Origin of the sequence: Streptococcus oralis, from assembly GCF_003943825.1 — a bacterium.
Lineage (GTDB): Bacteria > Bacillota > Bacilli > Lactobacillales > Streptococcaceae > Streptococcus > Streptococcus oralis_CD.
Window position 1 is genome coordinate 75,166 of sequence record NZ_RJNJ01000004.1, and the last position, 21,295, is coordinate 96,460.

Sequence of the window (21,295 nt, forward strand, 5' to 3'; positions counted from 1 at the left end):
ATAATGAAAAGAAAACGACAAGGAGGGAAATGCATGCGTTGTCCAAAATGTGGGGCTACCAAGTCTAGTGTTGTTGATAGTCGACAAGCCGAAGAAGGAAATACCATCCGTCGAAGACGTGAGTGCGACGAGTGTCAGCATCGTTTTACAACCTATGAACGAGTAGAAGAAAGAACGCTGGTTGTCGTCAAAAAAGACGGTACACGAGAGCAGTTTTCGAGAGATAAAATCTTTAATGGGATTATTCGCTCAGCCCAGAAACGCCCTGTTTCGAGTGATGAAATCGGCATGGTGGTCAATCGCATCGAGCAAAAACTCCGTAGTCGCAGTGAGAATGAGATCCAAAGCGAATACATTGGGTCTTTAGTCATGGAAGAATTGGCAGAGCTTGATGAGATTACCTATGTTCGTTTTGCCAGTGTTTACCGTAGCTTTAAGGATGTGAGTGAGTTGGAGAGTCTGCTCCAGCAAATCACCCAGTCCTCTAAGAAGAAAAAGGAAAAATAGATGAAACCAAATGACCGTTTTTCTTTTCTAAAGAATAATCGGGTGTCGCAAGATACCTCTTCTCTGGTGCAGTGCTACCTCCCGATTATCGGTCAGGAGGCGCTGAGCCTCTATCTATATGCCATTACCTTCTGGGATGGTGGACAAAAGGAACATCTCTTTTCCCATATCCTCAACCACTTAAACTTTGGCATGCCGACCTTGCTCCAATCCTTTAAAATTTTATCTGCTTTGGATTTGTTGACCCTTTATCAAAGGGGAGAAATTTATGAATTACAGCTTCATTCTCCCCTCTCCAGTCAGGAGTTTTTAAGTCATTCTGTCTATAGCAGATTATTAGAGAAAAAGATTGGGGATACAGCTGTTTCTGCTATGAAGCAGGCTCCAAGTGAGGGAGAAGCACTCTCTGTTTCTTTGAGCCAAGTCTTTCCAACCCTGACTGAAGAAGTGACACCAAGCGAGTCTAAAAGCAAGTTAAAAAACGATTTTGATTTGGAACATTTCCAGCGGCTGATGGCTCGAGATGGCTTGCGTTTTGAAGACGAGCAGGCAGATGTTTTGGAATTGTTTGCCATCGCAGATGAAAAAAAATGGACCTGGTTTGAAACTTATCAATTAGCCAAGGCGACAGCGGTGGCTCAGCTTATTTCAGTCAAACGCATGCGTGAAAAGATTGCGCAAAAGCAGGTTCCTTCTGACTTTAGCTCCAAAGAAATGACCATTATCAGGGAAGCCAAAAATAAAACTCCCCTACAATTTTTAGCGGAAATCAAGCAAACGCGTAAGGGGAACATCACCCAGAGTGAGCGAGAACTCCTTCATCAGATGGCGTCTTTAGGTTTGTTGGATGAAGTCATCAATATCGTCTTGCTTCTAACCTTTAACAAGGTTGATTCGGCTAATGTCAATGAAAAATATGCCATGAAGGTCGCAAATGACTATGCTTATCAAAAAATTCGAACAGCAGAAGAAGCTGTGCTTCGGATTCGAGAACGTCAGCAAAAAGGCCAAGAAGACCAAAAATCGAAAACTAGCTCGACTAAGACAAATGTTCCCAAGTGGAGCAATCCCGAATACAAGAATCAAACCAGTGAGGAAACTCGTCTGGAACTAGAACGTAAAAAACAAGAAATGTTAGCCCGATTAGAAGAAGGAGGAGACTAGATGGAAAGCGTTGGTGATGTAATCAAACGTCAGACAAGTCGTTTTCAGTATCAGGACTTGGTCCAGCAGATCATGAAGGACCCCGATGTAGCGGCTTTTATCCAGAAAGAATCCCTCAGTCCAGAGGAGTTGAATCGTAGCATCTCCAAGTTCAACCAATATATCACAGAACGGGATAAGTTTCTTCGTGGGGATGCGGACTATATAGCGCGTGGCTACAAGCCTATCTTGGTTATGAATCACGGCTATGCGGATGTGTCTTATGAAGAAACACCAGAACTAATCGCAGCAGAAAAAGAGGCTGCAATTAAGAATCGTCTTAAGTTGATCAATCTACCAGCCAGTCTCAAGAAAGCGAAATTGGCTCAGATTGACCTGGATGATCTAGGACGCTTGCCGATTTTTGAGAGACTCTATTCCTTTGTTGACCTTTACCCAAGTATCCGAAAAGGCCTCTATCTTTACGGAGATTTTGGTGTTGGAAAGAGTTTCATGATGGCAGCCTTAGCTCATGACCTATCTGAAAAACGTGGGGCATCAACAACTATTCTCCATTATCCAAGTTTTGTCATTGATGTGAAAAATGCCATCGGTGAAGGCTCTGTGAAGACCTTGGTGGATGAGATCAAATTAGCAGAAGTTCTGGTCTTGGATGATATTGGTGCAGAGCAGTCGACTCCTTGGGTGCGTGATGAGATTCTCCAAGTCATTCTTCAGTACCGCATGCAGGAAGATTTGCCAACCTTCTTTACTTCCAACTTTAATTTCCAAGATTTGGAAAAACATTTTGCCAAAGGAAAGAATGGAAATGATGAGACTTGGGAAGCTAGACGGGTTATGGAACGAATCCGTTATTTGGCTGAGGAGACAAGACTAGAAGGAGAAAATCGCCGATGACAGAAACCATTAAACTGATGAAAGCTCATACTTCAGTTCGTCGCTTTAAGGAGCAAGAGATTCCTCAGGCAGACTTGGAAGAGATTTTGACTGCTGGACAAATGGCGTCGTCTTGGAAAAATTTCCAATCCTACTCTGTGATTCTTGTGCGCAGTCAAGAGAAGAAAGATGCTCTTTATGAACTGGTTCCCCAGGAAGCCATTCGCCAGTCAGCAGCCTTTTTGCTCTTTGTTGGTGACTTGAATCGAGCTGAAAAGGGAGCAAGCCTTCATACGGACACTTTTCAACCTCAAGGAGTGGAAGGTCTCCTTATCACGTCTGTGGACGCTGCGCTTGCTGGTCAAAATACCTTGCTTGCAGCGGAGAGTCTGGGATATGGTGGTGTTATCATCGGTTTAGTCCGTTACAAGTCAGAAGAAGTGGCAGCGCTTTTTAACCTGCCTGACTATACCTACCCTGTTTTTGGGATTGCCCTTGGCGTGCCAGATCAACAACACGAGGTCAAACCAAGACTGCCTTTGAACCAAGTGGTATTTGAAGAAGAATACCAAGAACAGCCAGTAGCGGCGATTTTGGACTATGACAAAGTACAGGCAGACTATGCTGGTGCGCGTGCGTCGACCTCTTGGAGTCAACGTTTGGCAGAGCAGTTTGGTCAAGCCGAACCTCGTTCAACTCGGAAGAATCTAGAACAGAAAAAGTTATTGTAGAAAGTGAGAAAACATGGCCTTACCAACTATTGCCATTGTGGGACGTCCCAATGTTGGGAAATCAACCCTATTTAATCGAATCGCTGGTGAGCGGATCTCAATCGTAGAAGATGTCGAGGGTGTGACACGTGACCGTATCTATGCGACGGGTGAGTGGCTCAATCGTTCCTTTAGTATGATTGATACTGGAGGGATTGACGACGTCGATGCTCCATTCATGGAGCAAATCAAGCACCAGGCAGAAATTGCAATGGAAGAAGCCGATGTCATCGTCTTTGTGGTGTCTGGGAAAGAAGGAATTACGGATGCGGATGAGTACGTAGCCCGTAAACTCTATAAAACCCATAAACCTGTTATCCTTGCTGTAAATAAGGTTGACAACCCAGAAATGCGAAATGATATCTTTGATTTCTATGCGCTAGGATTGGGCGAACCGTTGCCAATTTCGTCTGTGCACGGTATTGGTACGGGTGATGTGTTGGATGCCATCGTGGAGAATCTACCACACGAAGTTGAAGAAGAAAATCCAGATGTCATTAAATTTAGCTTGATTGGCCGTCCTAACGTTGGAAAATCCAGTTTGATCAACGCCATTTTGGGAGAAGACCGCGTGATTGCTAGTCCAGTAGCTGGAACAACGCGTGATGCCATTGATACCCATTTTACAGATACGGATGGTCAAGAGTTTACCATGATTGATACAGCTGGTATGCGTAAGTCTGGTAAAGTCTATGAAAATACGGAGAAATACTCTGTCATGCGTGCCATGCGTGCCATTGACCGTTCTGACGTGGTCTTGATGGTCCTCAATGCCGAAGAAGGTATTCGTGAGTACGACAAGCGTATCGCAGGTTTTGCCCACGAAGCAGGTAAAGGGATGATCATCGTGGTCAATAAGTGGGATACCCTTGAGAAAGACAACCACACCATGAAAAAATGGGAAGAGGATATCCGTGAGCAGTTCCAATATCTGCCTTATGCGCCGATTGTCTTTGTATCCGCTCTTACCAAGCAACGTCTCCATAAACTGCCTGAGATGATCAAGCAAATTAGTGAAAGTCAAAATACCCGTATCCCATCAGCGGTTTTGAACGATGTCATTATGGATGCCATTGCTATCAATCCAACACCTACAGACAAAGGAAAACGACTCAAGATTTTCTACGCTACCCAAGTAGCAACCAAGCCACCAACCTTTGTCATCTTTGTCAACGAAGAAGAACTCATGCACTTCTCTTACTTGCGTTTCTTGGAAAATCAAATCCGTAAGGCCTTTGTCTTTGAGGGAACACCGATTCACTTGATCGCGAGAAAACGAAAGTAAACCATGCTTGTTTTTCTACAAAAATAAACTAAAAGAAGACTTCATAGTCTTCTTTTTTCTATACTAAAAGGGGAGAAAAGAACCTGCTAAATCGAAGGAAAAATCTGTCATCAAAATTCAATCGTTTTCCTGGCTTTTGTAATCTATTTGTAATGAAATTGCACTTTTTTTGTAAAAATCAAAATGCTATAATTCCTTAAATCAATTTTCCTTTATCAGGGAGGTTATTATGAAAAGAAGCAGATTATTTAAAAATAGTTTGTTGGTTCGCTTGCTTGGACTGCTGATGGTCTTTCTCTTCTTGTCAGCATTCACAGCACCTGAAAAACCTGAGTACGGGATCTATGATCCAGATCACTATCTGACTGACGCGACAATTAGTCAGATTCGGGAATTGAATAATGTCAATAGTAAAAAAGCAGAAAAATTCCAAATGGGCGTTTACGTTGTGAAAAGCCTAGATGGAGAAACAATTGAAACAGTCGCCAACGAAACAGCTAGAGCTTGGAAAATTGGCTATTCGGGGGACAAGCACGGTGTCTTGATTGTAGTAGCAGTCCAAGATAGAAAATCACGGATTGAAACAAGCAATAATGTGGCCAGTAAGATTACTGACTATCAGACAAATAGATTTTTGAAAACAGCACGACCTTACTTTCAAAAGGGAGACTACAACAATGGCGTTCTCTCTATCGTAAACAATCTCAACTACATGTTCTATAGTGGATCGAGTACACCTTCTTCAAGTTCTAAAAGTAGTTACGACTATGCTACTAATTCTAGTCGTCTAAGAGAAATTGAAAAGTATACCGCCGAGAGTCGATCTTCAAAACGGAACCGAAAAAGCAGTTCGAGCGACGGAGTTATCGGATTTGGAGTTCTCATTTACTTCATCGTGATGATTATCGGATTTATATTTGGAGGCCGTAGTGGTTCACGTGGAGATGATTCTGGCGGAGGCTGGTGGGGCGGTGACTCATCAGATTCGGGCTCCTCTTGGTCTGACTCAGGCTCCGATTCATCTGGAGGCTGGGACGGCGGTGGTTTTGATGGTGGCGGTTCGTCTGATGACTGGTGAGTGATTGTATATTGCTCAAACCAATTTCTCCATGCAATAAGGTGACTCCTTTGCAAGAGTTCACTCCTTAATTAAAAATAAAAATAAAGTTTGGGAAATTGATTTAAAATCTGAGTATTTTCTCAGAAAAGTTGATAAAAGAAAGTGTTAAGGTTTTGATATGAAACAAAATAAAGTAATTCTCTCAATAGTGGCGATTTTCTTTGGACTACTAGTTCTGGGAAGTTGTTCCGCAGTGACGACCTATAATGGTCTAGTTGGTGAACAGACTAAAGTGGAGCAGGCTCAGGCCGATGTCTCGACAGCCCTCCAACGTCGTTCGGACTTGATTGGTAACTTGGTGGAGTCCGTTAAAGGACAAATGAATCATGAAACCGAAGTCTTTACCAAGATTGCGGATGCTAGAGCTAAAATCGGTAGTAGCTCAGTAACTTCGGAAGAAAACCAAAAGGCTCAGGGAGAATTGAGCTCTGCTCTTTCCCGCTTGATTTCCTTGACGGAGAATTATCCAGAACTCAAGAGCAATCAAAATGTTGAGCAACTAATGGTCGAACTTTCAGGAAGTGAAAATCGTATCTTTGTAGCACGTAAGGATTATAATAAAGTCGCAGCTGAGTACAATCAAAAGTTGAGAAGTTTTCCAACCGTGCTATTTGCGAATATGATGAACTTTAAAGAAGCTGAAACCTTCAAGGAAACAGAAGAAGCCAAGACAGTTCCTAAGGTCGATTTTGGAACCTCTTCATCAAGTCAATAAAGTGAATCAGCCTATGAATAAAGGAATTTCTCTAGCGTGACTAGTGATTTCCAACCGAACCTGGAAAGCTTTTTCCAGGTTTTTTTGGTATAATAAAAGGGAAGAGACAGTGACTGAAATGGAGGTTTGCTATGGAGAAAACAAAAGCCTTTCTTGAAGCGAACTACAAGAGATATATCCTTACGATTTGCCTTCTCTGGTTCCTCATGTTTTTCCTTCCTTGGGATTGGCATATAGGAGGAGTTTCAGTATATTATTTCGTTATGAAAAAACTCTTTGTGGTTTTTGGCGTTTTATCCATCCTGTACTCCGTGCTGATTAAAAAAATCAGTCTTCTCATCTTTGGCATCATCCTTTGCTTGGCCTTCTGGATCAATCTCTTTTGGTATTTTGGGATATTGCCTGCATTCTTGGGAAATTAAACATTAAAAATTGGTGGACTAGACGAGTTTCTAGTCCTTTTTTCTTCCTTGACAAAATAGTTTGAGAAGTGAAAATGATTTTGTTGACGGGCGATCTGTATGATATAATAAGTTCCGTAAACAGAAGATTAAGGAATTTAAAAATGGCGAAAAAAGTAAAGGATTATTATGACTTGGCTTATGCTAGGGATTTGAGTCGACGGTTGAAAGAAGCGTCCCCTGTATTTGATGAGCGAAAGTTTAGCTTGTTGCTAGAAAAAGACTTGGAAAATTTGGAGTTTAGCCAGCGTCAAGAACTCTTGGCTAAAAGTATCAAAGATTGCCTTCCCCTATCTTATCAGGACTCTCTCAAGGTTTTTGAGAAAATTTTAGGTCCTGAGCTAGAGGGTGGTTTAGGCATGTTTTCAGAAGGTTATTGGCTTTGGCCAATCGGCAAATATGTAGAGCTATATGGAGACAAGGAATTTGAATTGAGCGCGGCCTTTAGTAAGGAACTAACCAAGCGATTTACTGGAGAATTTTCTATGAGACCTTTGCTGGCTCGCTATCCTAAGGCTACAATGACTTTGCTGTTAGAATGGAGTCGGGATGAAAATTTGCGCGTTCGTAGACTTGCTAGCGAGTGCATGCGTATCCGTCTGCCTTGGGCTAAGAGACAAACCGTGGTATTGGATTATTTTGAGGATTTTACCACTATTCTGACCAATCTAAAGGATGATAGAGACAAGTCCATTCAAAAAAGTGTAGCCAATAATCTAAATGATTTGTACAAGGAAGACCCTGATAAGTTTGAAAGGATTCTTCAAACTTGGCAAAAGGAGGAGCTGAGTCCAAGTTGTGCTTGGATCATCAAGCATGCATCTCGAACAAAAAACAAAAAGGTAGCCACAGAAGATTTATGCAAAAAAAGCTGAATTTTGGCTGGCCTTTTCCGTTGTAAATTAAGGATTCTTTCTTGAAAAATAATGGTAAATATGCTAAAATTAAAAGAACATTCTAAAATATTCAGAATAAAAAGTAAGGAAAATCATGGCTAATATTTTAAAAACGATTATTGAAAATGATAAAGGAGAACTTCGTCGTCTGGAAAAGATGGCTGATAAGGTTCTTAACTATGAGAGCCAAATGGCTGCAATGTCAGACGAAGAACTAAAAGCGAAAACTGACGAATTTAAAGAGCGATACAATAAGGGTGAATCACTTGATTCATTGCTATATGAGGCTTTTGCAGTAGTTCGTGAAGCTGCAAAACGTGTCCTTGGGCTCTTCCCTTATAAGGTTCAGGTCATGGGTGGGATTGTTCTTCACCATGGTGACGTTCCAGAGATGCGTACGGGTGAAGGGAAGACCTTGACAGCGACTATGCCAGTGTACCTCAATGCCCTTGCAGGTAAAGGGGTTCACGTAGTTACAGTCAACGAATACCTAACAGAACGTGACGCGACTGAAATGGGTGAGTTGTACTCATGGCTCGGTTTGTCAGTAGGGATTAACTTGGCAGCTAAATCTCCAATGGAGAAAAAAGAGGCTTACCTTTGTGATATTACCTACTCAACCAACTCAGAGATTGGTTTCGACTACTTGCGTGATAACATGGTCGTTCGTGCAGAAAACATGGTGCAACGTCCACTCAATTATGCCTTGGTCGATGAGGTTGACTCAATTTTGATCGACGAAGCTCGTACACCATTGATCGTTTCAGGTGCCAACGCAGTTGAAACAAGCCAACTCTACCATATGGCGGACCACTTCGTGAAATCTTTGGACAAGGACGACTATATCATTGACGTTCAGTCTAAGACGATCGGTTTGTCAGATTCTGGTATTGACAAGGCTGAAAGCTACTTCAAACTAGAAAATCTCTACGACATTGAAAATGTAGCTCTTACTCACTTTATCGACAATGCCCTCCGTGCCAACTATATCATGATTCTCGATATCGACTATGTGGTTAGTGAAGAGCAGGAAATCTTGATTGTCGACCAATTTACAGGTCGTACCATGGAAGGTCGTCGTTACTCTGATGGTTTGCACCAAGCGATTGAAGCAAAAGAAGGTGTGCCAATCCAAGACGAGACCAAGACTTCAGCTTCTATCACCTACCAAAACCTCTTCCGTATGTATAAGAAATTGGCAGGTATGACAGGTACTGGTAAAACAGAAGAAGAAGAATTCCGCGAAATCTACAACATTCGTGTTATCCCAATCCCAACTAACCGTCCAATTCAACGTATCGACCACTCAGACCTTCTCTATGCAAGTCTTGATGCGAAATTTAAGGCTGTTGTTGAAGATGTAAAAGCTCGTTACCAAAAAGGTCAGCCGGTCTTGGTAGGTACAGTTGCCGTTGAAACGAGTGACTTCCTTTCTAAGAAATTGGTAGCAGCAGGTGTTCCTCACGAAGTCTTGAATGCGAAGAACCACTACAGAGAAGCGCAAATCATCATGAACGCTGGTCAACGTGGTGCCGTTACCATCGCAACCAACATGGCCGGTCGTGGTACCGACATCAAGCTTGGTGAAGGAGTTCGTGAACTTGGTGGTCTTTGCGTCATTGGTACAGAGCGTCACGAAAGTCGCCGTATTGATAATCAGCTTCGTGGACGTTCAGGACGTCAAGGAGACCCAGGTGAGTCACAATTCTACTTGTCTCTTGAAGATGATTTGATGAAACGTTTCGGTTCTGAACGTTTGAAAGGTGTCTTTGAACGACTCAACATGTCTGACGAAGCCATCGAATCTCGCATGTTAACGCGTCAAGTTGAAGCAGCTCAAAAACGTGTCGAAGGAAACAACTACGATACTCGTAAACAAGTCCTTCAATACGATGATGTTATGCGTGAACAACGTGAGATTATCTATGCACAACGTTATGATGTCATTACTGCAGATCGTGACTTGGCACCAGAAATCCATGCTATGATTCGTCGTACCATTGGACGTATCGTGGATGCACATGCACGTTCTAAGGAAGATGAAAAATTAGAAGCAATCTTGAACTTTGCTAAGTATAACTTACTTCCAGAAGATTCAATTAGCCGTTCAGATCTTGCAGGTCTGTCAGACCAAGCTATCAAAGATGAACTTTTCCAACGTGCCTTGAAAGTCTATGACAGCCAAGTTGCTAAGCTTCGTGACGAAGATGCAGTGAAAGAATTCCAAAAAGTCTTGATTCTACGTGTTGTAGACAACAAGTGGACAGACCATATCGATGCTCTTGATCAGTTGCGAAATGCTGTTGGTCTTCGTGGATATGCCCAAAACAACCCTGTTGTAGAATATCAAGCAGAAGGTTTCCGCATGTTTAACGACATGATTGGATCGATTGAATTCGATGTGACCCGTTTGATGATGAAAGCACAAATCCATGAACAAGAACGTCCGCAAACTGAACACAATATCAGTACAACTGCGACTCGTAATATTGCAGCGCAGCAGGCAAGCCTTCCTGAAGATTTGGACTTGAGCCAAATCGGACGAAATGACCAATGCCCATGTGGATCAGGTAAGAAATTCAAGAACTGTCATGGTAAGAGACAATAATATGAGATAAGATACAGGCGGATACCTGGTAAAAATCATTTTTTGCTTGGTGTCCGTTTGCTTTATAAGGAGATGAATCATGGTATTTAAAGCTAAAAGTCCTAAAATTAACATTGAAGAAGTTCGCGCCTTGTCTAAATTAGAGGGAGCGGCTCTTGCGAGAAAAAATCAACGTGATCAGGAATTGGAAGCCATCATCCGTGGGGAAGACCAGCGTATTCTCTTGGTGATTGGACCATGTTCATCTGATAACGAAGAGGCGGTTCTCGAGTATGCCAAGCGTCTATCTGCTTTGCAAGAAGAGGTCAAAGAACGTATTTTTATGGTCATGCGTGTCTATACGGCTAAACCTCGTACCAATGGAGATGGCTATAAGGGCTTGATTCATCAACCAAATGCGACAGAAGCTCCTAGCTTGATCAATGGGATCAAGGCTGTTCGTCAGCTCCACTACCGCGTGATTACCGAGACGGGAATGACAACAGCGGATGAGATGCTTTATCCTGAAAATCTTCCGCTGGTGGATGATTTGATTTCTTATATGGCTGTTGGAGCTCGTTCTGTAGAGGATCAACAGCACCGTTTTGTAGCGAGTGGAGCAGATTTTTCAACAGGATTTAAAAATCCCACATCTGGAAATCTCAATGTTATGTTTAACGGGATTTACGCAGCGCAAAATAAACAGAGTTTCCTCTTCCTCGGTAAAGAGGTGGAAACAACAGGGAATCCATTGTCCCACGCCATTCTTCGCGGTGCCTTGAATGAATACGGGAAAAATATTCCTAACTACTACTATGACAATTTGATGGATACTATTGCCCAGTATGAAAAGATGGGCTTGGAAAATCCATTTATCATCATCGATACCAATCATGACAATTCAGGTAAGCAATATATGGATCAAATCCGTATCGTTCGTCAGACCTTGATCAACCGTGACTGGAATGAGAAGATCAAAAAATATGTTCGTGGTTTTATGATTGAGTCCTATCTAGAAGATGGACGTCAAAATGAACCAGAAGTTTTTGGTAAGTCCATTACAGATCCGTGTCTCGGATGGGACAACACAGAAGCACTTGTTCGCGAAATTTACCAAACGCTAGGAGAGTAAGATGGCATTTATCGAAAAAGGTCAAGAAATTGATATTGAAGCAATCAAGGCTGCGACCCAGTTGTCACCTGAAGCCTTGCGAAAGAAAGAAGCCCGCGATAGAGAGTTGGCAGCCATCATCTCGGGTGAGGACGACCGAATCCTTTTGGTGATGGGACCTTGCTCTTCAGACAATGAGGAAGCAGTGCTTGAATATGCTCGTCGCTTAGCAGACTTGCAGAAAAAAGTTGCAGATAAAATCTTTATCGTGATGCGTGTCTATACGGCTAAACCTCGTACTAATGGAGATGGCTATAAGGGCATGATTCATCAACCAAATACCAGCGAAGCGCCTAGTCTCATCAATGGTTTGCAGGCTGTTCGTCAGCTTCACTATCGTGTGATTACGGAGACGGGATTGACAACAGCTGATGAGATGCTTTATCCGTCAAATCTCGTTTTGGTTGATGACCTGGTCAGCTACCATGCTGTAGGGGCTCGTTCAGTGGAAGACCAAGAACACCGCTTTGTAGCGTCTGGTATTGATGCTCCGGTTGGGATGAAAAATCCAACATCTGGGAACCTTGGGGTCATGTTTAATGCCATCTATGCGGCTCAAAACAAGCAAACCTTCCTTTACCATGGCCAAGAAGTGGAAACTTCAGGAAATCCTTTGGCCCACGTTATCCTTCGTGGTGCCATGAACGAATATGGTAAAAATGAACCCAATTTCTACTATGAAACCCTCTTAAATGCCATCAATCGCTATGAGACTATGGGACTTGAAAATCCCTTCATTATCATCGATACCAATCATGACAATTCTGGCAAGCAATATATGGAACAAATTCGCATTGTTCGCCAAGCCTTGCTGAATCGTGACTGGAATGAAAAGATTAAAAAGACGGTTCGAGGCTTTATGATCGAATCTTACCTAGCGGATGGTCGTCAAAACCAACCAGAGGTCTTTGGTTGCTCCATAACTGACCCTTGTCTAGGTTGGGAAAATACAGTAGCCTTGGTAGAAGAAATTTATACCACCTTAACAAAATAAGTGAAAAGGATGGAGTTGGGGGAATCTCAGCTCCTTTTATGAGTATGATAGTTGGACACGGAATTGACATCGAAGAATTGGCTTCGATAGAAAACGCAGTTACACGACGTGAGGGCTTTGCTAAGCGCGTGCTGACCCCTAAAGAAATGGAGCGTTTTGCCAGTCTCAAAGGGCGCAGGCAGATCGAATACTTGGCAGGTCGTTGGTCGGCTAAGGAGGCCTTTTCCAAGGCTATGGGAACTGGTATTGGCAAACTGACCTTTCAGGATTTGGAAGTTTTGAACAATGAACGAGGCGCTCCCTATTTTAGTCAGGCACCATTTTCAGGAAAAATTTGGCTATCTATCAGCCATACAGATCAGTTTGTGACAGCCAGTGTCATTTTGGAGGAAAATCATGAAAGCTAGTCCACATAGACCAACCAAGGCTCTGATATATCTGGGAGCTATTCGACAAAATATTCAGCAAATGGGGGCTCATATCCCTGAAGGAACGCTCAAGTGGGCAGTGGTCAAGGCTAATGCCTATGGTCATGGGGCTGTTGCCGTTGCGATGGCGATTCAGGACGATGTTGATGGATTTTGTGTTTCCAATATTGATGAAGCTATTGAACTTCGTCTGGCTGGACTTAGCAAGAAAATCCTCATTTTAGGAGTTTCTGAGCTAGAAGCTGTTTCTCTTGCTAAAGAATACGACATCACCTTGACAGTGGCAGGATTGGAGTGGATTCAAGCGCTCTTAGCTAGGGGGACAGATTTATCTGGTTTAACAGTTCACCTCAAGATTGACTCAGGAATGGGACGGATTGGTTTCCGAGATTCCAGTGAGGCAGAGCAGGCTCAAGCCTTGCTCCAACAACACGGTGCTCGTGTTGAGGGGATTTTTACCCACTTTGCGACTGCAGATGAAGCATCAGATACTTACTTTAATATCCAGTTGGAACGATTTAAAACCATTCTGTCAAGCATGAAGGAAGTGCCAGAGCTAGTACATGCCAGCAATTCTGCCACGACTCTTTGGCATGCAGAGACTATTTTCAATGCCGTCCGTATGGGAGACGCCATGTATGGTCTCAATCCAAGTGGAGAGGTCTTGGACTTGCCTTATGACTTGGCTCCAGCCTTGAGTTTGGAGTCTGCCCTGGTTCATGTCAAGACAGTTCCATCTGGAGCTTGCATGGGCTATGGGGCGACCTATCAGGCGGATAGTGAGCAAGTCATTGCGACGGTGCCAATCGGTTATGCGGATGGTTGGACACGTGATATGCAGAATTTCTCTGTCTTGGTAGATGGAGAAGCTTGCCCAATCGTTGGACGGGTTTCTATGGACCAAATCACCATTCGTTTGCCTAAGGTTTACCCGCTAGGAACAAAAGTCACCTTAATTGGCTCCGATGGTGACCAGGAAATCACAGCAACTCAGGTAGCGACCTACCGTGGAACCATTAACTATGAGGTGGTTTGCCTCCTCAGCGACCGCATTCCGAGAGAATATCATTAAAAAGAAAGGAGTGGAGCATGAATCTACACCAACCCTTGCATGTCTTACCTGGTGTGGGACCAAAGTCAGCAGAGAAATACGCCAAACTAGGAATTGAAAACTTGCAAGACCTCTTGCTCTACTTTCCTTTCCGTTATGAAGATTTCAAAACCAAGCAGGTGCTGGAGCTGGAAGATGGCGAAAAGGCTGTTCTGTCTGGTCAAGTCGTGACTCCTGCCAGTGTTCAGTATTATGGTTTCAAGCGTAATCGCCTGCGTTTTAGCCTCAAGCAGGGAGAAGTCGTTTTTGCGGTGAATTTCTTTAACCAGCCCTATCTGGCTGATAAGATAGAGTTGGGAGCAACCCTTGCTGTCTTTGGAAAATGGGACCGCGCCAAAGCCAGTCTGACTGGGATGAAGGTCCTAGCTCAGGTGGAAGATGACCTCCAACCTGTCTATCGTCTGGCTCAAGGAATCAGTCAGGCAGGGCTGGTCAAGGTCATCAAGACAGCTTTTGATCAGGGATTGGATCTCTTGATAGAGGAAAATCTTCCCCAGTCTTTACTTGATAAATACAAACTCATGTCCCGTTGCCAGGCTGTCCGCGCTATGCATTTTCCAAAGGATTTGGCAGAATACAAGCAGGCCCTTCGCCGGATCAAGTTTGAGGAACTCTTTTACTTCCAAATGCAATTGCAGACGCTCAAGTCTGAAAATAGAGTTCAGGGAAGCGGTCTGGTTCTGAATTGGTCCCAGGAAAAAGTGACAGCCGTTAAAGAAAATCTGCCTTTCGCCCTGACCCAAGCTCAGGAAAAGAGTCTGCAGGAGATTTTGACCGACATGAAGTCCGACCATCACATGAATCGTCTTCTGCAAGGAGATGTAGGGAGCGGAAAGACGGTGGTTGCTGGCTTGGCTATGTTTGCTGCAGTGACGGCTGGCTATCAGGCAGCTCTCATGGTACCGACAGAAATCCTAGCAGAGCAACACTTTGAGAGTTTACAGAACCTTTTTCCAGACTTGAAACTCGCTCTCTTGACAGGTTCCTTAAAAGCTGTAGAAAAAAGAGAAGTTTTAGAGACCATTGCCAAGGGTGAGGCCGACTTTATTATCGGAACTCATGCTTTGATACAAGATGGAGTGGATTATGCTCGTCTTGGCTTGATTATCATTGATGAGCAGCACCGTTTTGGTGTGGGCCAAAGGCGTATTTTACGGGAAAAAGGGGACAATCCAGATGTCCTCATGATGACGGCAACTCCCATTCCACGAACCTTGGCCATCACAGCCTTTGGAGATATGGATGTTTCCATTATCGACCAGATGCCAGCAGGGCGGAAGCCTATTGTTACTCGCTGGATTAAGCATGAGCAGCTGCCTCAGGTCTTGACTTGGTTAGAGGGGGAAATTCAAAAAGGTTCTCAAGCCTATGTTATCTCTCCCTTGATTGAAGAATCTGAAGCTCTGGATCTGAAAAATGCCATTGCCTTATCTGAGGAGTTGACAGCTCATTTTGCTGGCAAGGCAGAAGTGGCTCTTCTACATGGTAAGATGAAGAGTGATGAAAAAGACCAGATTATGCAGGAATTTAAAGAGAGAAAAACGGATATTCTGGTTTCGACAACAGTTATCGAGGTTGGGGTTAATGTTCCCAATGCGACCGTCATGATTATCATGGATGCCGATCGGTTCGGTCTCAGCCAGCTTCACCAGCTCAGAGGCCGTGTCGGTCGGGGGGACAAACAGTCCTATGCTGTTCTCGTTGCTAATCCCAAGACGGATTCTGGGAAAGATCGCATGCGTATCATGACAGAAACGACCAATGGATTTGTCCTTGCGGAGGAAGATTTGAAAATGCGTGGTTCTGGTGAGATTTTTGGAACCAGACAGTCAGGACTTCCAGAGTTTCAAGTGGCGGATATTATCGAAGATTTTCCGATTTTAGAAGAAGCCAGAAAGGTTGCCAGCTACATTAGTTCGATAGAAGACTGGCAAGAGGATCCAGAATGGCGGATGATTGCTCTCCACCTAGAAAAAAGAGAACATCTGGATTAAGCCTTTTCTAAGAAATCTATAAGCTAGCTTTTAGGTTTGGGCCTTATACTAGAGTCATCAAAAAGAAACGAGGACTCTCACATGACGATTAAAGTAACCTACCAAAAGAAATTTCAAACCGTCAAACTAGAGAAAGGAGCTAGCACCTATTGATACACGAAGAGCGGAAACGCTCTTTTTATTTTTAAAACTACTTTCAGACGATAGGTTTAAGGAAAGAGAATCTAAAATCACTTTCTGTTTATCTTTCTTTCTTGCATTGCTTTCCTAGATATGCTAGAGTTATGATAGCGATTACAAAACTAAAGGAGCATGCTATGAAAAATCCAGCTTTGTTAGAAGAAATCAAGACCTATCTAGGACGGGATGAGGTTCCAGAAGACTTTGATACTTTTTGGGATGAGGAAGTCAAAAATGTTTCCACACTTCCAGCCTACCAGTTGGAGGAAAGAGATTTCCATATTCCCCAAGTCAAGTGCTATGAGCTAACCTTTGAAGGAACCAATGAAGGCAAGGTCTACGCACGGGTCGTCCTGCCAAAGAGTGAGGAGAAAGTTCCGTTAATCTTCCACTTTCATGGTTATATGGGACGTGGTTGGGACTGGACCGACATGCTGGCCTTCACTGTGGCTGGTTACGGTGTTGTTTCCATGGACGTTCGTGGCCAGTCGGGCTATTCTCAAGACGGCTTACGCTCTCCACTTGGAAATACGGTGAAAGGGCATATCATCCGTGGTGCTGTTGAGGGTCGTGAACATCTCTTTTATAAGGATGTTTATCTGGATATTTACCAGTTGGTTGAAATTATTGCTAGTCTGCCACAGGTGGATGAGAAAAGACTTTCTAGCTATGGTGCCTCACAAGGCGGTGCTTTAGCCCTGGTTGCAGCAGCGCTCAATCCTCGGATTCAGAAAACAGTTGCCATCTATCCTTTCTTGTCAGACTTTAGACGAGTGCTTGAGATTGGCAATACCAGTGAAGCCTATGACGAACTTTTCCGTTATTTCAAGTTCCACGATCCCTTCCATGAAACAGAGGAGGAAATCATGGCGACTCTTGCCTATATCGATGTGAAGAATCTTGCCCATCGTATCAAAGGAGAGGTCAAGATGATTACGGGCTTGGATGACGATGTTTGCTATCCTATTACCCAGTTTGCGATTTACAACCGTCTGACCTGCGATAAGGCCTATCGCATCATGCCTGAGTATGCCCATGAAGCCATGAATGTTTTTGTCAATGACCAAGTCTACAACTGGCTCTGTGGCAGTGAGATTCCTTTTAAGTATGTAAAATAATGAATGAGAGAGCCCAGGAGCTCTCTTTTTTATGTCCAAAACCTGAAAGTACTTTTAGAAAATTTAAAATATTAAAATGTTCTTAAAAGTAAAATCTATTCTGCAGGAACACAGATATAAATATAAGACTTTATTGTATAATAAAGGAAAAGTCACTTATGAAAGGAGGAAAAAGGCTGCTGGGCGCTTAAAGAATGGCTCAGCAGAAAATGGGAGAGGATTGGGAGCTCTCATTAAGTTGGATACTTTCTTGTAAAACTTGTCTCTTGAAGAGACAATAAAAATTTTTAAAGAAAAAAGAAAGCGCTTTATTTTTATGAAAATGAAAGGACAAACATGAATTACAACTCTTTACATCGGAAACAGCGATACGGAATTCGAAAATTTGCAGTTGGGGCGGCATCTGTAGTGATTGGTACAGTAGTATTTGGAGCAAATCCAGTCTTAGCTCAAGAGCAAGCCAATGCAGCAGGAGCCAATACAGAAACTGTCGAACCTGGTCAAGGTTTATCAGAATTGCCAAAAGAAGCGTCCTCGGGAGATCTTGCTCATTTGGATAAGGATTTGGCTGGTAAATTGGCAGCAGCACAAGACAACGGCGTTGAGGTGGACCAAGATCACTTGAAAAAAAATGAGAGTGCAGAATCAGAAACCCCATCCTCTACGGGAACCCCTGCAGAAGAAGCAAATAAGGAAGAGGAATCAGAGGATCAGGGTGCTATTCCTCGTGACTATTACTCAAGAGATTTAAAAAATGCTAATCCTGTCCTTGAAAAAGAAGATGTTGAAACCAATGCAGCAAATAGTCAGAGAGTTGATTTATCAAGTGAACTAGATAAACTAAAGCAACTAAAAAATACTACAGTTCACATGGAGTTCAAACCAGATGCATCAGCTCCACGCTTTTACAATCTCTTCTCTGTATCCAGTGACACCAAGGAAAATGAGTACTTTACTATGTCGGTTCTTGATAATACAGCTCTTATTGAAGGGCGTGGCGCTAACGGGGAGCAGTTCTATGATAAGTATACAGATGCTCCTTTGAAAGTTCGCCCTGGACAATGGAATTCCGTGACCTTTACTGTCGAACAACCGACAGCAGAGTTACCTCATGGTCGAGTTCGTCTCTATGTGAACGGTGTCTTATCTCGAACAAGTCTAAAATCTGGTAACTTCATCAAAGATATGCCAGATGTTAATCAAGCTCAGCTTGGAGCAACCAAACGGGGCAATAAAACAGTTTGGGCATCAAACCTACAAGTTCGAAACCTAACCGTTTACGATCGTGCTTTAAGCCCAGATGAAGTTCAAACACGGAGTCAATTATTTGAAAGAGGTGAATTGGAACAGAAACTTCCTGAGGGAGCAAAAGTCACTGAGAAAGAAGACGTCTTTGAAGGTGGTAGGAACAATCAACCAAATAAAGATGGTATCAAGAGTTATCGTATCCCAGCTCTTCTCAAGACAGATAAAGGAACGCTGATTGCTGGAACGGATGAAAGACGTTTGCACCATTCTGACTGGGGAGATATTGGGATGGTTGTTCGTCGCAGCTCAGATAATGGAAAAACATGGGGAGACCGAATCGTAATCTCAAATCCTCGTGACAATGAGCATGCTAAACATGCAGATTGGCCATCTCCAGTCAATATTGATATGGCCTTGGTGCAAGACCCTGAAACAAAGAGAATTTTTGCAATTTATGACATGTTCCTTGAAAGTAAGGCAGTATTTTCTCTGCCAGGGCAAGCTCCGAAAGCTTATGAACAGGTGGGAGATAAAGTTTATCAAGTTTTATATAAGCAAGGAGAATCAGGTCGTTATACAATTCGAGAAAACGGAGAGGTATTCGACCCTCAAAATAGAAAGACAGATTATCGTGTTGTCGTTGACCCTAAAAAACCAGCCTACAGCGATAAGGGAGATTTGTATAAAGGGAATGAGTTAATCGGAAATATTTATTTTGAATATAGCGAAAAGAATATTTTTAGAGTTTCCAATACCAACTACCTATGGATGTCCTACAGTGATGACGATGGGAAGACTTGGTCTGCACCAAAAGATATTACACATGGGATTCGGAAAGATTGGATGCACTTCCTAGGAACTGGACCTGGTACGGGGATTGCCTTGCGTACAGGACCTCATAAGGGAAGACTGGTGATTCCAGTTTATACAACAAACAACGTTTCCTACCTAAGCGGTTCTCAATCATCTCGTGTAATTTATTCAGATGATCATGGAGAAACATGGCAAGCAGGGGAAGCAGTTAATGATAACCGCCCAGTAGGCAATCAAACCATTCACTCCTCAACCATGAATAATCCAGGTGCCCAAAATACGGAGTCGACTGTTGTTCAGTTGAATAATGGAGATCTCAAGCTCTTTATGCGTGGGTTGACTGGTGATCTTCAGGTTGCGACCAGTCATGATGGGGGAGCAACGTGGGATAAGGAAATCAAACGTTATCCTCAAGTAAAAGACGTTTATGTTCAAATGTCCGCTATTCACACCATGCATGAAGGAAAGGAATACATTCTACTTAGCAATGCTGGTGGTCCTGGACGCAACAATGGTTTGGTTCACCTGGCCCGTGTTGAGGAGAATGGTGAGTTGACATGGCTGAAACACAATCCTATACAAAGTGGTAAGTTTGCTTACAACTCACTCCAAGAACTCGGAAATGGCGAATATGGTTTGCTTTATGAACATGCGGATGGCAATCAAAACGATTATACTTTATCCTATAAGAAATTCAACTGGGATTTCTTAAGCAAAGACAGAATTTCTCCTAAAGAAGCAAAAGTAAAATATGCTATCCAAAAATGGCCAGGTATTATTGCCATGGAGTTCGATTCGGAAGTATTGGTCAACAAGGCTCCGACCCTTCAATTGGCAAATGGCAAGACAGCAACCTTTATGACCCAGTACGATACAAAAACTCTCCTATTCACAATAGATCCAGAGGATATGGGTCAAAGAATTACAGGTCTAGCTGAGGGTGCAATTGAAAGCATGCACAATTTACCAGTTTCTTTAGCTGGCTCTAAACTAAGCGATGGTATTAATGGCAGTGAAGCTGCTATCCATGAGGTTCCAGAGTTCACAGGTGGTGTTAATGCAGAAGAAGCAGCGGTTCATGAAGTTCCGGAGTATACAGGTCCAATGGCAACAGTAGGTGAAGAACCAGCTCCTACAGTAGAAAAACCAGAATTCACTGGTGGTGTCAATGCTGAGGAAGCCCCAGTGGCAGAGATGCCAGAGTACACCGGTCCATTATCAACAGTAGGCGAAGAAGCAGCGCCAACGGTTGAAAAGCCTGAATTTACAGGTGGGGTCAACGCTGTTGAGGCAGCAGTCCATGAACTTCCAGAGTTCAAGGGTGGTGTCAATGCAGTTCTAGCAGCCTCAAACGAGCTTCCGGAATATAGAGGAGGTGCTAACTTTGTCTTGGCAGCTTCAAATGACCTGCCAGAGTATAAGGGTGGCGTCAATGGTGCTGAGGCGGCAGTCCTTGAAGTGCCAGAGTACAAGGGAGAAACAAATCAAGTATTAGCAGCTGCAGACAACAAACTGTCTCTAGGCCAAGATGTGACCTATCAAGCGCCAGCAGCTAAACAAGATGAACTTCCAAATACGGGAAGCAAGGAAACAAGCTCACTGATTTCCCTTGGTATTGCAGGCGTTCTTTTATCCTTGTTTGCATTTGGCAAGAAGAGAAAAGAATAATTAGCAAAAGCTATTTGAATAAGTCTCAGAAGAGATAGCAGGTTTTCAGCCTGCTATCTTTCTTTATTACATTCAGGTTGATTCGAAATCATAAGAAGTCTGAAACTACTTTCAGGATAGTCTGTTCTATAAAATAGTTTTGAAACTGAAATCTATTCTACCACAAGCTATTGAAAGCGCTTAACAAAT

The 21,295-nt window shown here is 43.1% G+C and carries 17 protein-coding genes; all 17 read left to right on the top strand.

Features of this window, described 5'->3' with window-relative positions:
• The first annotated feature begins 33 nt into the window (after window positions 1–33).
• On the top strand, window positions 34–507 hold the full coding sequence (gene nrdR / locus D8863_RS04645) for a transcriptional regulator NrdR (protein WP_001203676.1): 474 nt from the start codon (window positions 34–36) through the stop codon (window positions 505–507).
• A complete protein-coding gene (locus tag D8863_RS04650) occupies window positions 508–1,671 on the top strand; it encodes a DnaD domain protein (protein ID WP_125441232.1) in 1,164 nt (387 codons plus the stop codon).
• Window positions 1,672–2,568, top strand: coding sequence for a primosomal protein DnaI (gene dnaI, locus D8863_RS04655; RefSeq protein WP_038804971.1), 897 nt, complete (start codon window positions 1,672–1,674; stop codon window positions 2,566–2,568). It begins immediately after the preceding gene.
• A complete protein-coding gene (locus tag D8863_RS04660) occupies window positions 2,565–3,278 on the top strand; it encodes an NADPH-dependent oxidoreductase (RefSeq protein ID WP_084856138.1) in 714 nt (237 codons plus the stop codon). Before dnaI ends, D8863_RS04660 begins: the two co-directional genes overlap by 4 nt.
• 13 nt (window positions 3,279–3,291) lie before the next feature.
• Window positions 3,292–4,602, top strand: a complete 1,311-nt coding sequence (der, locus tag D8863_RS04665; RefSeq protein ID WP_001207688.1) for a ribosome biogenesis GTPase Der — start codon at window positions 3,292–3,294, stop codon at window positions 4,600–4,602.
• A gap of 229 nt (window positions 4,603–4,831) precedes the next feature.
• On the top strand, window positions 4,832–5,680 hold the full coding sequence (locus D8863_RS04670; RefSeq protein ID WP_125441233.1) for a TPM domain-containing protein: 849 nt from the start codon (window positions 4,832–4,834) through the stop codon (window positions 5,678–5,680).
• A gap of 160 nt (window positions 5,681–5,840) precedes the next feature.
• Window positions 5,841–6,437, top strand: a complete 597-nt coding sequence (locus D8863_RS04675) for a LemA family protein (RefSeq protein ID WP_000812473.1) — start codon at window positions 5,841–5,843, stop codon at window positions 6,435–6,437.
• A gap of 131 nt (window positions 6,438–6,568) precedes the next feature.
• Window positions 6,569–6,859, top strand: a complete 291-nt coding sequence (locus D8863_RS04680) for a hypothetical protein (RefSeq protein ID WP_125441234.1) — start codon at window positions 6,569–6,571, stop codon at window positions 6,857–6,859.
• 143 nt (window positions 6,860–7,002) lie between these two features.
• The gene (locus D8863_RS04685; RefSeq protein ID WP_125441235.1) at window positions 7,003–7,773 is read left to right on the top strand and encodes a DNA alkylation repair protein; all 771 of its coding nucleotides are present in this window, start codon (window positions 7,003–7,005) and stop codon (window positions 7,771–7,773) included.
• Window positions 7,774–7,888: 115 nt separating this feature from the next.
• Window positions 7,889–10,402, top strand: a complete 2,514-nt coding sequence (gene secA / locus D8863_RS04690; protein ID WP_001284115.1) for a preprotein translocase subunit SecA — start codon at window positions 7,889–7,891, stop codon at window positions 10,400–10,402.
• A 79-nt stretch (window positions 10,403–10,481) separates the two neighbouring features.
• The gene (locus D8863_RS04695) at window positions 10,482–11,513 is read left to right on the top strand and encodes a 3-deoxy-7-phosphoheptulonate synthase (RefSeq protein ID WP_084944136.1); all 1,032 of its coding nucleotides are present in this window, start codon (window positions 10,482–10,484) and stop codon (window positions 11,511–11,513) included.
• Window position 11,514: 1 nt separating this feature from the next.
• Window positions 11,515–12,546 carry a 3-deoxy-7-phosphoheptulonate synthase gene (locus tag D8863_RS04700; protein WP_000864028.1) on the top strand — a complete coding sequence of 344 codons (1,032 nt, stop codon included), beginning with the start codon at window positions 11,515–11,517 and terminating at the stop codon, window positions 12,544–12,546.
• A gap of 44 nt (window positions 12,547–12,590) precedes the next feature.
• Window positions 12,591–12,953 (top strand): holo-ACP synthase, encoded by a 363-nt coding sequence (gene acpS, locus D8863_RS04705; protein ID WP_025171527.1) that lies wholly within the window; start codon window positions 12,591–12,593, stop codon window positions 12,951–12,953.
• A complete protein-coding gene (alr, locus tag D8863_RS04710; RefSeq protein ID WP_084944137.1) occupies window positions 12,943–14,046 on the top strand; it encodes an alanine racemase in 1,104 nt (367 codons plus the stop codon). The genes acpS and alr overlap by 11 nt, the downstream gene beginning before the upstream one ends.
• Window positions 14,037–16,079, top strand: coding sequence for an ATP-dependent DNA helicase RecG (gene recG / locus D8863_RS04715; RefSeq protein ID WP_260469744.1), 2,043 nt, complete (start codon window positions 14,037–14,039; stop codon window positions 16,077–16,079). Before alr ends, recG begins: the two co-directional genes overlap by 10 nt.
• A 317-nt stretch (window positions 16,080–16,396) precedes the next feature.
• Window positions 16,397–17,377, top strand: a complete 981-nt coding sequence (locus tag D8863_RS04725; protein ID WP_125441302.1) for an acetylxylan esterase — start codon at window positions 16,397–16,399, stop codon at window positions 17,375–17,377.
• A gap of 336 nt (window positions 17,378–17,713) precedes the next feature.
• A complete protein-coding gene (locus D8863_RS04735; protein WP_125441237.1) occupies window positions 17,714–21,106 on the top strand; it encodes an SIALI-17 repeat-containing surface protein in 3,393 nt (1,130 codons plus the stop codon).
• Window positions 21,107–21,295 lie beyond the last annotated feature (189 nt).